We start from the raw sequence: 12,689 nt of genomic DNA on the forward strand, positions 1-12,689 counted from the left end.
AAATTAGAAGAAAATGTGGCAGTCTATCTGGCACATTTTCTTTCATTATCAATTGAATGGAGGAACATAAATGATTGGATTAAAAAAAGCCACGAATAAAGAAGATGCTATCTTACTCAACAAACTAGCTAGAGAAATTTGGGAAGAGTATTATACAGCCATTATTGGTGCTGAACAAGTAGAGTATATGCTAACGAACTTGCAATCTACTGAAAAAATTTATCAAGATATTGTCAATGGCATGAACTATTTTTTGATAAATTTCGATGGGAAAACAGTCGGATATACTGGCTTCCAGTTAGAAAACGATTATTTATTTTTAAGTAAACTCTATGTAAAATCCACAGCTAGACAACATGGCATTGGGAAAAAGGTCTTTCAACAAATTCAGGATATCGCTCGTGAAAACGACCTACTTAAAATCCAATTAACAGTCAATAAATATAATGACAAATCCATTGCTGCATATAAAAAAATGGGATTCGTAACTGTAAAAGAACAAGTTGTAGATATCGGTGGCGGATATATTATGGATGATTTTGTAATGGAATACAGCCTTGAGGATAACACTAAATAAATCGTACCTATCGTCTTCTTAATTTTTCATATAGTCATTTACTTAAACTTAACTTTGTCTTCATGCTTTCTTATCCCTGTCATCATACTTTCTTCATATTTCTTGGCTATACTAAATGTATACCTAAAGAACACAAGGTATGAGCAACTTTCACTAAATACTAGGACCATTACACATGTGAAACTGAACTTGACACTGATGGATATAAACATGAAAACAAAGTAAAAATTTTCCACTTTAGCTTTGGTTAGCTATAGTGGTTTTTGTTTGTATTTTTATATTTCTAGCCATATAATTTTAGACTATCTAACCGCATAAAAATAAAGCTAATCCCAATTCGAACTAGGATTAACTTTTTTATTTACATCAAATAATTTAGTAAAAGAAGCGACCCTAAGCCAGCAACTACTGAAAGACCCATTGATTTGGTTTTATAAGCAACAATCATAACAAGCACTGCAGCTAAAACTTTTATATTTGTTATGAGGCTAAAACTGTGATCCACAATAAAAACATCTTTAAAAAATAATGCTGCGAATAACGCTGCCGGTACATATTTCATCCAATCATGGAACCACTGGGGAATTTCTCGTTTGGAGAAATACATCATCGGAATCACACGAGGCAAGTACGATACAAAAGCCATTCCTAATATTAATAAAATAAGCTGATTATTCATTACTGGCTGTGACCTCCGTTTCAATCGGTTTCCGATCCATTAACATAGGTTTATCAACGACTTTAGTAACCTTCAGTTTCTTCTCAATAAAGTAACCTGTCAAAGAAGCGATTACTGTAGCTATAATTAATCCGATCGTACTCTGGAATACTAACATCGTCACCACAGAAAGGACACCCGACAACAACCCAACAAAAATAATTAGTTTATTTTGTAATTGCATCGTAAACATATAGATAAACATCGCTGTTAACGCAAAATCGACAATATGTGTATCCAATGGAATCGTTGAACCAAGCATTGACCCAATTACATTACTAATTAGCCAAGAAGCTAGTGAATAGCGATTGACCATTAAAGCTTTTTTACTTGTCCAATTTTTATCTGTTGAAAATTTCAAGTAATTCACAGCGTAATTTTCATCATTAATAGTTCTAGTAAATAGTGCAATAAAACCTTTCTTTTCTTGTTTTATAAAGGTGGAAAGGCTGGAACTTAATAAAATATAACGTAATTCTAAAAATAAAGTCATTAGAATAATTGAAGCTATCGGAGCAGCATCAACTAACATCGCGGCGGCTAAAAACTGTGCCCCACCAGAAAACACTAAAAAGGAAATAAGTGCAGTGTAAAAACCATTAAAACCGACCTTCTGCAACAAAACACCGCAAGCCAGTCCAACAGGAATATAGCTTAGACAAAGTGGCATCGCAACTTTTAACGTTTCGCGCCAGATCGCTTGATTTTTCTTTAACATGTGACAGTCCTCCATTTTACATAGGCAAACAACGCTACAATTATAACATAATCCGCTTTAAATAAAGTCTTTTTTCTAGATAAATGAGGAAATACTCATTTTAATTATTATACCGAATAGATTCGATTAGATTTCCTTGCAAAAAAACCTCTAAAGGTTGCAACACATACCTTTAGAGGAGATTCAAACTCTTATCAAATTATATCTTCAGTAGCCGAAGTGTTGTTGCTTTGATTTGTTGTTGAGCCACTTTCCAATTGATCTTCTTCACTTTCAGTCGCCCCGCTAATAGTATCTGACTCCTCACCATTAGACCTATCAGATGGTAGTTCCCTTTGGTCAGGTCTACCATTTTCCATAGTATTATTCTGATCATCAGAATTTTCTAATTGGTTGGCTCTTGGCTGCCTTGTACCAGCTTGATTGTTCATTCCAGAAACTTGATATCCACCAATAAAACCAATAAATAAAAAAAAGAAGCTAAGCAAGACAAACTTTTTATTGATTTTTTTCCAACCTGAATTTTTAGCTTGCTCTTCTTTTTGACTTGAGTTTTTTTCTTCTGTCATATCATTCATCTCCTATAATTTTTATTTTAACTTTTACTATCTTATCCTTCTAAGCTTAAAGAAACCTTAAATACAAAATTGTATTAACTAGAAGAGAAATTTCCATTTAAACCTTCTATTTAGATATCTTTTGTAAGTTTGATTGGTTTCCACCTCTTGAAATGTTAGACTAAAGAAAAAGTTTAAAACTAAGGGAGTGCAAATAATGAGTCATTTGGATGGATTAGCTTTAGCCGAAAAAATTAGAAACAGCGAAGTAACACCGACAGAATTAATTGAAGAAGCCTTTAAAAAAATTAAGTCAGAAAATCCGACACTTAATTTTGTCACTTCCACACGTTTTTCAAAAGCGATAGAAGAAGCCCAAGTTCGAGATTTTTCAACTTTACCCTTTGGTGGAGTTCCGATATTAATTAAAGGCTTAGGACAAGATTTAGCTGGTGAACCTAGTACTGCTGGGGCTAAGCTACTTCGAAATAACAGTGCACTCACAACAAGCCATTTTGTTGCAGCTTTGGAAAAAGCTGGATTTATTGTGATTGGTCAAACCAACACACCTGAATTTGGCTTTAAGAATATTACCGATCCTGAACTCTATGGTCCGACAAGTAATCCTTGGAACCCAGCCTATTCTGCAGGTGGCTCTAGCGGTGGAGCAGCGGCAGCAGTAGCTAGTGGTACCTTGCCAATTGCCGCCGCTAGTGATGGTGGCGGATCGATTCGTATTCCTGCATCTTTTAGCGGTTTAGTCGGTTTAAAACCAACTCGTGGGAAAACACCAGTCGGACCAGGTACTGGTCGTAATTGGCAAGGAGCGGCGATTAGCTTTGCTTTGACGACGTCTATTCGTGATACGGCGGCGATGTTAGATGCTCTACAAGTGATTGAACCGAGTGCTGCATTCCAAGCAAGCTTATATGAACCTGGATATTTGACAAGTTTGGGAACTCTGGCGAAAAAAAAATTCAGAATCGCCTATTCTTTAGCTTCCCCAGTTCACACTCCAGTGAGCACTGCCGCCAAAAACGCAGTGTTAGATGCTGTGACTTTTCTTAAAGCACAAGGACATCACGTTGTTGAAAAAGAACCTGATATTGATGGGATTGCCTTAATGGAAAGTTACTATGTAATGAATGCTGGTGAAACAGCGGCAATGTTTAAAAATTTAGAAAAACAACTTGCCCGCTCTCTGACAATTGAAGATATGGAACTGATGACTTGGACTTTATTCAATGCTGGTAAGCATATTTCAGCTGCTGATTATTCCAATAGCCTAGCACTTTGGGATCAGGCTGCCGAAAAAATGGCAGCATTCAATCAAGAATATGATTTATATTTAACACCGACTACCGCTACAACGGCACCAAAAATAGCGGCAGAATTGCAAACCCCAGAGCAAATCCAACAAATGAAACAAGTAGAAAAGTTATCTAGTAAGGAACAAATGCAATTAATTTGGGATATGTTTGAGAAAAGTTTAGCTTTGTCTCCCTTTACGCAACAAGCAAATTTAACCGGTCAACCCGCAATTAGTTTACCCACTCATATTGCTGAAAATGGTCTACCATTAGGAATCCATTTCACAGCGCCAAAGAATCGGGAAGAATGGCTTTTAGAGATTGGATTAGAATTTGAACAAGCACGTTTATTTAAAATGCGAGAATAGTGATTACTTTCTACTCTCTAACTATTTTTGCTACAGAGCGTGAAACTATTGCTTGTAAAAATCTAAATTATATTTGTCACTTGAACCACATACTTTTATTTGAATACTTAGACAACTTGAGTACGTTCTTTCAAGTTGTCTTTTTCAATCTTCTTGATTCCAAGAATATCCAAAATAAATAGAAAGATAGGAATACCTAATAGTAATCCCCACATCTCTATAAACTCAGGACTCAGCAATAAAATCACAAAAATGAAAAAAGTAGGAAGTTCTGTTTGACTGGACATTAATTTAGGTCGCAAAATATACGTTTCGGCTAGATGAATACATATTGTAATTACGAGTATATAGATGACTTGGTTCAGTCCACTTTGCATATAAGCAATAATAGATAGTGGAATAAAGGAAAGCATCACTCCAAAAACAGGAATCCAACTTAATATAAATAGCATAATAGACAAACTAATAATATGTGGGAAACCTAAAAAAATCAAACTCGTTATAGTTAGTAGCGTATTGAAAAGAACAATTTTAAATTGAACAGTCATTACTGAGCTAAAAATACGATTAAAGCGGCTAAACATCTCGCTTAAATCATTATAAAGAATTGTAAAGGGCTCTTTTTTAAATAAAGCAAAAAAATGCTTTATTTGTTTTATTTCTAATACATAAAAAAGGCTTAATACGAAGGCCCAAGCCATATTCACACTTAATTCACTAATACTTTTAACAAAATGACTACATGTTGAAATATTACTTTCCACCTTACTTATCACATCAAAATTTTGGACATAGCCCTCTAATTCCTTTGCTAAAGGGACATTGCTAAAATCTTTCGTCTGATAAAATGAAGTAGCCAAATCATATAAATTACTAATTTGATTCGCTAAAATAGGAACTGATTTCATGAAAAAAAGGCAAATTAAACCAGCTATTCCAGCATATATAGTCAATGTAATAATAGTATGACTGATTGGCACAATTTTTTTAATTTTCTTTACACCTCGTGATAGCAAAAATGAAAATATATAAGTTAGTACAATTAAAGTAAAAATCCCTTTTGATAAGTATAAAATTAACGCTATTCCACAAAAAATAAGTACCTGTCTAAATCTTTTCCTTTGTAACATATTTCCCCACATTTCCAACACATTAATCTACTCCTTCTCTACTAAAAAAAGAAAAACAGCCGAAAAACGATAAATTTCTTCGACTGTCGTTCTTTTTAATAAAATTTTATACCCCTTCAGATTTAGCTAATGCTTTTCTTTCTTGATCACATTCTTTTTCGTTATATTTTTCATATTTTCCAACTTCGTGAAGGATTTTTTTGATTTCATGAACAGCTTTTTTTTCTTCCGTCCAAAGTTTAATGTTTTTAAACTTGCTTTCCAATTCTGTCTCTTCTGAAATTTTCGCTAACTGAGTATCTAATTTTTCTAATGTTTCCGCAATTTTTTCTAGCGTATGGTCTTTCTTCATATCATAATTCGTCATGTAAAAAACTCCTTTATTCTTTTTGATTTAACATAGAGAAGCCTTAATTTATCAGGCTTCTCTATGAAATTATTGTGCTTCTACAGCTTGTAATTCTTGATTGTTATCTAATTGAGAAATTCCATTTAGATGTTTCTTTTGTAGGTGGTCCATTGACAAACGTAGTAATGCAACAAATACAACAAAAGCAATCGCTAATATTACAACACTCTTCGTATATAAATCTGTTCCAATTCCACCTGAAATTGCTTGTCTGAATCCATAAATTGAATACGACATTGGTAGATATGGATGAATTGCATTAAAGAATCCATTTGTTAGCGGCATTGGGAATGTTCCGCCTGCTCCACCAAGTTGTAGAACTAGTAACACCATCGCAATAAACCGACCTGGATTATCGAATGTCATTGCGAAAAACATGACAATAAACATGTAGGACAATGAACTCACAATCGCGATTAAATAAAATTGTGGAATAAATTCGACTGTTAATCCTAACATTAACATGACGGTTGCTTCAATGATTGCCATTGCAAGTGCAACACCAACTCCAATTGAAAGCTTACTTAACCACCAATTTTTACTAGATTGTCCCGCCATCGAAACTTTTCGGATAGGGAAAACAAAGTTGAATACTAAACATCCTACAAATAAAGCCAGCGACATAATATAAGGAGATAAAGCTTCTCCATAATTAGATACGTTACTGTATTCTTCATGTTTTAACTTACTTGGAGCAGCAAACATTGAAACAGTGGCTTTATTTAATTTAATGTTATTTCCTTCTGCAGCTCCACTACCTAATTTATCAGCTAATTCGTTGGAGCCTGCGTCTAATTGATTGATTCCATCTAATAGTTGTGGTGAATTACTTGATAGTAAATCTAAGCCTGAGGATAACTGAATCGCACCATCATCTAATTGATTCACACCTGAAGCAAGTGCAGGCATTTGACCATACATTTGGCCTAATCCCGTAGTTAATTGATCTCCGCCGACACTTAATTGACTGACACCTGAAGCTAAAGTCGGGATTTGACTATTCATTTCTTGACCACCTGCATATGCAGCATCAACACCTGAATTTAAAGCTACTGCTCCACCATACAATGATGCTGGATTATTTGCTGTACCCACTCCCTGCTTGATTTGATTCATAGAATTCATTAATTGAATTGTGCCATCTTGAATTTGGATGAATCCTTGATCTAACTGAGAGGCATCATTTGGTAGCTCACTAACACTTTTAGCGGCTATTGAAAGTTCATGTAAATCATTGCCGATTTCAACAAGACCACCTGAAACTTCTTTTAATAACGTATTAATGGTTTCTTGTTGACGTTTTGTATGCTCTTCAATGAGAGGATTAATGTTATTAATTAGACTATTTTTCTCCTCACTTGGTAAGCTTGATTGATTGATTTTTTCTGTGATTTCTAATTTCAATTGCTCTGGATTTAACTCTGCTGCAATTGTATCTAGTTTTGTTTGTAACTCTGCTGCTTTGATTGAAATTTCATCTGCACGTTTTGCAGCATCTAAGGCGATTTTAGAATGGGCAGAAAAATCAATTTCATCCATTATTCCTCTGAATTCTGCTAAACCCGATGTTAACTGATCCAATTGAGCAGCAGTTGTTGGGTCATTTAACTGAGCACTCATTTGTGCTAATCCATCTGTTAACTGTCCACTACCAGTCGAAAGTTGTTGTAAACCAGAATCTAGTTGACTCACGCCAGATTGAAGTTCAGGAATCTTACTATTCAATTCGTTAATCCCTGTATCTAATTGTTGTGATCCTGTGTATAGTTCAGTTACTCCAGAAGACAAAGGTGTTACACTACTACTTAATTGGTTAGTTCCATCTGCTAATTGATTAGCTCCAGAATCTGCTTGCGTTACTCCTGATGTGTATTGCCCTAAGCCATTTTGCAGTTGAAGTCCTCCGTCAGCTAGTTCTTTGGCACCATCAGATGCTTGTGTTATACCTGAAACTAGTTGTTTTCCAACTTTCTCTGCAACCTCAACATAGGACTCAGTAACATTTTCTCGAACTTGCGACTCAAGAGTCGTTGCACCAATTGTACTTATTTCTTCACCGATGTAATTTAAAGATCCATTTGTTTTATAAATGATATCCATTTTTTGAGGCTTTTCGTCTAAAAGCGTTGTCGCATTTTTAGAAAAATCTTCTGGAATAGTGACAATCATATAATAATCTAAGTTTTCCATCCCTTTTTCGGCTTCTTTTGCAGACACAAATTTCCAATCTAAATCGTGATTACTTTTTAGATTATCTACTAATTGTTCCCCCACATTAACTTTTTGACCTGCCATCATAACATTGCGATCTTCATTGACTACTGCAACTGGCAAATTTTTCGCTCGACCATATGGATCCCATACTGATTTACTAAAAAAACCAGCATATAAAATTGGTATGAACGTAATCGCGATAACAGAAATAAGCAATACTTTGTTTGTAAAAATATTTTTCCATTCTTTTTTTACCATATTCATAATTTAAAACTCCTTTTTTTGATTAACTCTTGTTTAACCATTTAAACTCCTGATTTTTAGAAATCCCACATGATATTGGAGCTGTTCCATTTTCAATATAATCTTGGGTTAAAGTGACACAGTTAATTTGACTATTTTGGTAAGGAGTAAAATAGTACGTTTTAGATTCTGAGCACATAGATGCTACATATTGTGTAATATCAGGATTGCCATCATTTTTCATCACAACCCCTCTAGGAATTCGAACACTATTTAAAACATGCCAAATATTTGTAATTGCTTCTTCTTCATTTTTCGCTTCGTCGATATATTCTTTCAAATAAGCTGCACGAACAAAACGCTCTGGAGGGGTAAAACCGCCTTGAAGAAGTGAAGTTCCAGATGCTTGCGAAAAAGGTGTTGCTTCAAAATCGCCAAATTTTCTTGATGCAAATTGTTCTGGCTTGATCCCGATAAAATTTCTTAAATTAGAAATATGCCATTCTAATTTAGGTGTATTGGTTAGGACTTTGACTGGATTTGTGATTATTTCTAGCGGAGATCCATGAGGTTCTATTACAACACATTTCCCAGTATTATCTGTCATGATCCAATGCAATGGTGTTACAATTCCTAATAAAGGTACTTTCGTATCTACTAAATTAATCGAATCCAATTTATCTGACAAGTCCTCAATACTTTTACAAGAAGTTAAAATCCATAATAAAAATTCGTGGGGTGCTAGATTAATTTTCCCTGCTTTGGTAGTTGGTTCATACGTCGATTCACCGGGTAAATACAGCGCTGCACAACTAAGACCATGCTCATTTACACCATCAGTAAATAACATTTGACCTAAATTTCTTCCCGCACCTACTAAAGAATAATCACCGATAAATTCAGAACCATCTGTTGCTGATTTCCAATGATATTTTCTTGGACATAGACTAGGTGTTGCTTCTAAATCAAAACCAAAATCCATTGTTCTTGATAAAAAATGTTTTCCATCTAGTGATTCCATTACAATACTTGTACACATACTTTATTCCTCCTAAATTTTAAGTAAAGTTTGAGCCACAACTTCATCTTTGTTGCGTATTCTCGTCTTCACTATTCATTTGATTTGTAACAAGAATGTTACTGTTCCTTACTCAACTTATTATAAAAGAATTAACTTCTACTAACCTTTTACTTTTGTCGTTCCAACCGTACTTTTTTGTTAGTTTCAGCTATATATAAGAAAATAAGATAATCAAATTAGATGCATCTTTTACTTTTCTGAGGTAACATATACTTATGAATAGAAAGGTGATGTTCATTTTATGATTGATGAAAAATATGATATTGTCGGTCAAGCAACACGAAATATTAAACAAATTCTAGCAATCATTTCAGAAGAAAAAAGATGGTACACTATTTTAGAAATCAGTGAACGCTCAGATATGATTACAAGAACTGTTCAAAGATATATCCATGAATTAGATGCAAGAATTAGAAACTTTAATGATGATAATATTCAATTGTTAGTGACAAAAAACAAAGGCGTATTTTTAGAACTACACCCCGGTGCAGATTTAAGTGGATTCTCTCTTTTCCTATTAGAAGATAATATAACCATCGACCTTTTAAAAAGTCTGTTTTTTGAAAATTTTCATTCCGTTAAAAAATTTGCCTATGATAATTTCATGAGTGAGACAACTATTCGACGTTTATTAAAAATGTTTCAAGAGATAGTAGAACCTTATCAAATCCACTTGACAAGAGAAACATTTATTATTGAAGGTAAAGAAAGTCAAATACGTTTATTCATTTATATTATTTTTTGGAAAGTATATCGTGGGGCTACTTGGCCCTTTGAAACAATCAATAGAAAGCTAATTAATAGCCATGTTGACAAAGTTGCAACTATATTGAAACTAAATTTGACAGCCATACACAAACAGCAAATTGCTTATATCTTAGCAATTAATATCATTCGCGTTAGAAAAAAGCATTTTATCGAGAAGGAAGACCGTTGGGATCATTATATTAATATAGAAGAGGATTATTCTGGCTATAAAAAATTCAAAGCTATCTTTGAAGACATGAACATGGGCAGTGATGGGGAAATTTCATTTTTTTATTTAATTATGGAAACACGCCCCAAAATTTATGAAGTCAAAGAAATTAGTGACCGAATTATGAATTACCATAAAAAGCAAAATTCTTCTATTTGGCTTGCAACTGAACTTTTTTTGATTAGATTTTCTGAAAACTTTTTAGAAATACCGGAAGACCAAAGAAGTATTTTTATTACGAACAGTTTTTGTGCTCATCTATTTTGTGATTTGTTTGATAACTTTTCATTGGATATTAATGGCTACGAATATCTAGATAACCATGAAAAATTTTATCCAATTTTAAATACAAAATTAGATTCTTTAATTGATGAACTATATGCTGAAACAAAAAATAAGATTTTCTTGGAAAAAGAATTTTTATTGACTCGATATGCTTTATTATTTTCACTATTGAAACCTCTAACTTATTTTGAAAAAGAAATTCAAATTGTTTTAGATACAGATTTGCCAAAACTAGCAGAAATTAATTTAAAAAATCAAATTCTCGACACTTTAAAATATCGTTATACAATTGTTTTTTTAGATAAGAACAATGCTGAAGAGGCTGATCTTTTTCTAACAACTACACCAACACCTCTTTTAATCAATCAATATTTAGATGGTAAAGTTCTTTATATTGGATCTCAATTATCGCCTAGAGATTTTATCAATATTGAAACAATTGTCGCTGATACTATCAAAGAGAAAAATTAAAAAGTAAGCCATTCAATCGGATTATGCGATTGAATGGCTTACTTTTTTATAAAGGTTTAAATTACATTACTGGCTTCATCAGATTCTATTTTAGCTACTAAACCTTTGATGTCTTCTTTCTTCCCTACTTCGCTCTTATTTCGGAACATATAAATAATAAAAGGCAACAGTAGAGTGACGATAAAGCTAATTGCTAAAATCAATTCATATGAATGCGCACTGTGACCTGTTAAAGATGCAGGTGGAATGAAAGCTGTTATAATTGCTAGAATAGACATAATTAAACCAATTGCAGCAATCGTAAGTTTGACTCCTTTTCCGCCAGGCACATGATAGGTTCTGTCTAGATTATCTTTTTTCAATACTAAAATAAAATACGCAATAAAGAACAAAACATAACCAATTAAATAGATTACGACGGTCAATGAAATAGCCGTTAAGAAAGATACATTATTTCCACCACCACCAAAAGTTAGAACTGCTGCCCAAATAGATACAATCAATCCTTGAACTAAAATAAGTGGTACGGGAACATTATTTTTATTTACTTCTTTAAATTTTGCAGGTAAAATACCTTCTTCAGCAACTGTCAATAGCCCCCGCGTTGGCCCAACAATCCATGAACAAACCTGTGCCATAACTCCAAAAGCAATTAAACCAGCAATAAGTTTTACTAACCAACCTAATCCGCTACCATATTTTAAAATTAAAACCTCAAAAGTTTGAATAACACCTGAACTAAGCGATAAATCTTTAAGTGGTACAACAGCAGCTACTGATGCTCCACCAATTGTATTTAAAACAATTCCCACAAGAATCAACATAATCATCGCTAGTGGGTAATCTTTTTTTGGATTTTTCATTTCATTAATATGAGGAGCCGATGCTTCAACTCCCATATATGCTAGCATAAATACAACTAATGCAGACATATCCTTTAACTTAGGAATAAAACTTCCTGCTGATACATGCAGTTGAAGTGGATTTCCAGAGGCAATATAGGCTATACTTAATCCGAATAACGTTAGTACAGGTATTGTAATACCAAATACAAAACCTATTTTAGCAACATTTGCAGTGAATTTAGTTCCTTTAAATTGGCTAAATGTTAATAGCCAAAAAATAACTAATACACCAATGAACTTAACCATTGGATTATTATCTAGCGCTTTAAAATTAAAAATATAAGATAAAGAGCCTAAAATAAAGTAAATCATCGTCACAAATCCTACTGTAACTTGAAACCACTGGAAGAAAATTGCAGCAAAGCCGAATCTTTTGCCTAGAGTCTTACCTACCCAAGCAAAAATTCCACCTTCTTGCCATCCTTCTACTGTTGCCATTTCTGCAGAGCAAAGCGCAACTGGTAAAAACCAACAAAATCCACACAATAATAAAAAGAATACTAATTGTAATCCCGATGTTGCAAACGTTGGATATTCATATACTGTAATAAATAATGATGCTGTAATTGCGAAAAAACCAAATAATGTTAGTGACTTAGCGCTTTTTCCGCTTTTCTCGTTGTCCATTTTCTTTTTTCCTCCTTGATAAAAAATTTGTTGAGTTTCTTAGCTCCGGCAAGAAAATAGGGAAAATTGATATGGTGATTTCTCCATCTCGAATTTTTAT

General features: G+C 33.5%; 11 protein-coding genes. 3 read left to right on the forward strand and 8 right to left on the reverse strand.

Going from position 1 to position 12,689, the window contains the following annotated elements; all coding sequences use genetic code 11:
- The first annotated feature begins 70 nt into the window (after positions 1 to 70).
- Complete coding sequence (locus tag MHI00_RS15025; protein WP_010054907.1) at positions 71 to 577, forward strand: GNAT family N-acetyltransferase; 507 nt, start codon at positions 71 to 73, stop codon at positions 575 to 577.
- A gap of 361 nt (positions 578 to 938) precedes the next feature.
- On the opposite strand, the gene MHI00_RS15030 is transcribed toward MHI00_RS15025, so the two are convergent.
- The 3 genes from MHI00_RS15030 to MHI00_RS15040 form a co-directional block, all read right to left on the reverse strand.
- Positions 939 to 1,256, reverse strand: coding sequence for an AzlD domain-containing protein (locus tag MHI00_RS15030; RefSeq protein ID WP_010054906.1), 318 nt, complete (start codon positions 1,254 to 1,256; stop codon positions 939 to 941).
- A complete protein-coding gene (locus MHI00_RS15035; protein ID WP_010054905.1) occupies positions 1,249 to 2,013 on the reverse strand; it encodes an AzlC family ABC transporter permease in 765 nt (254 codons plus the stop codon). Before MHI00_RS15035 ends, MHI00_RS15030 begins: the two co-directional genes overlap by 8 nt.
- A 194-nt stretch (positions 2,014 to 2,207) precedes the next feature.
- Positions 2,208 to 2,582 (reverse strand): hypothetical protein, encoded by a 375-nt coding sequence (locus MHI00_RS15040; protein ID WP_341114659.1) that lies wholly within the window; start codon positions 2,580 to 2,582, stop codon positions 2,208 to 2,210.
- Positions 2,583 to 2,787: 205 nt separating this feature from the next.
- Between MHI00_RS15040 and MHI00_RS15045 the strand changes: the two genes are divergently transcribed.
- Positions 2,788 to 4,248 carry an amidase gene (locus MHI00_RS15045; RefSeq protein ID WP_341114661.1) on the forward strand — a complete coding sequence of 487 codons (1,461 nt, stop codon included), beginning with the start codon at positions 2,788 to 2,790 and terminating at the stop codon, positions 4,246 to 4,248.
- A 107-nt stretch (positions 4,249 to 4,355) separates the two neighbouring features.
- On the opposite strand, the gene MHI00_RS15050 is transcribed toward MHI00_RS15045, so the two are convergent.
- The 4 genes from MHI00_RS15050 to MHI00_RS15065 all read right to left on the reverse strand — a co-directional run bounded on the left by MHI00_RS15050 (position 4,356) and on the right by MHI00_RS15065 (position 9,283).
- Positions 4,356 to 5,390 carry an AI-2E family transporter gene (locus MHI00_RS15050; protein WP_341115226.1) on the reverse strand — a complete coding sequence of 345 codons (1,035 nt, stop codon included), beginning with the start codon at positions 5,388 to 5,390 and terminating at the stop codon, positions 4,356 to 4,358.
- A gap of 94 nt (positions 5,391 to 5,484) precedes the next feature.
- On the reverse strand, positions 5,485 to 5,745 hold the full coding sequence (locus MHI00_RS15055; RefSeq protein WP_010054900.1) for a hypothetical protein: 261 nt from the start codon (positions 5,743 to 5,745) through the stop codon (positions 5,485 to 5,487).
- A 69-nt stretch (positions 5,746 to 5,814) separates the two neighbouring features.
- Complete coding sequence (locus MHI00_RS15060) at positions 5,815 to 8,265, reverse strand: YhgE/Pip domain-containing protein (RefSeq protein ID WP_341114664.1); 2,451 nt, start codon at positions 8,263 to 8,265, stop codon at positions 5,815 to 5,817.
- A 22-nt stretch (positions 8,266 to 8,287) separates the two neighbouring features.
- Positions 8,288 to 9,283 carry a choloylglycine hydrolase family protein gene (locus MHI00_RS15065; RefSeq protein WP_015075374.1) on the reverse strand — a complete coding sequence of 332 codons (996 nt, stop codon included), beginning with the start codon at positions 9,281 to 9,283 and terminating at the stop codon, positions 8,288 to 8,290.
- Positions 9,284 to 9,566: 283 nt separating this feature from the next.
- Between MHI00_RS15065 and MHI00_RS15070 the strand changes: the two genes are divergently transcribed.
- Positions 9,567 to 11,057, forward strand: a complete 1,491-nt coding sequence (locus tag MHI00_RS15070) for a helix-turn-helix domain-containing protein (RefSeq protein ID WP_010054895.1) — start codon at positions 9,567 to 9,569, stop codon at positions 11,055 to 11,057.
- Between the two features lie 56 nt (positions 11,058 to 11,113).
- Here the strand turns inward: MHI00_RS15070 and gadC are convergent, their stop codons facing one another.
- A complete protein-coding gene (gene gadC / locus MHI00_RS15075) occupies positions 11,114 to 12,589 on the reverse strand; it encodes a glutamate:gamma-aminobutyrate antiporter (RefSeq protein WP_341114667.1) in 1,476 nt (491 codons plus the stop codon).
- Positions 12,590 to 12,689 lie beyond the last annotated feature (100 nt).

Source organism: Carnobacterium sp. FSL E2-0243, assembly GCF_038003605.1.
In the GTDB taxonomy this organism is placed as follows: domain Bacteria; phylum Bacillota; class Bacilli; order Lactobacillales; family Carnobacteriaceae; genus Carnobacterium; species Carnobacterium maltaromaticum.